Raw genomic sequence first — 487 nt, 5'->3', positions numbered from 1 at the left:
GAAAGAGAGACTTGAACTCTCACATCCGAAGATACTGGAACCTAAATCCAGCGCGTCTACCAATTCCGCCACTTCCGCACAGTAGAAATTTTATTTTTAGCTAACATCTCAAAGAGAGATGGCTGGAGTACCAGGATTTGAACCTGGGAATGGCGGGATCAAAACCCGCTGCCTTACCGCTTGGCGATACTCCAGCAATAGAGGTAAGTTCAAACCTTATTTAGCCCAGATTTGAGTTAGGCTACCTTACCGCTTCCACTTCGTGTCGAGGCAATACCCAGCAATAGAGGTAAGTTCAAACCTTATTTAAGCCCAGATTTGAGTTAGGCTACCTTACCGCTTCCACTTCGTGTCGAGACGATACCCTGCAATAGAGGTAAGTTCAAGAGTTTGAGTTCTACTTGAAAGAACATGGTGCGGAAAGAGAGACTTGAACTCTCACATCCGAAGATACTGGAACCTAAATCCAGCGCGTCTACCAATTCCG

The 487-nt window shown here is 45.8% G+C and carries 1 tRNA gene; it reads right to left on the bottom strand.

From position 1 onward, the window contains the following. Positions 1 to 119: 119 nt before the first annotated feature. Positions 120 to 194, bottom strand: a tRNA-Gln gene (locus tag EXT48_RS23550). Between the last annotated feature and the right edge of the window lie 293 nt (positions 195 to 487).

The sequence above is a fragment of the Pseudoalteromonas sp. CO348 genome (assembly GCF_004208845.1).
Classification (GTDB): Bacteria; Pseudomonadota; Gammaproteobacteria; order Enterobacterales; family Alteromonadaceae; genus Pseudoalteromonas; species Pseudoalteromonas maricaloris.
Note: the sequence above shows the minus strand (reverse complement) of the source record. Positions and strands in the feature narration are given on the sequence as shown.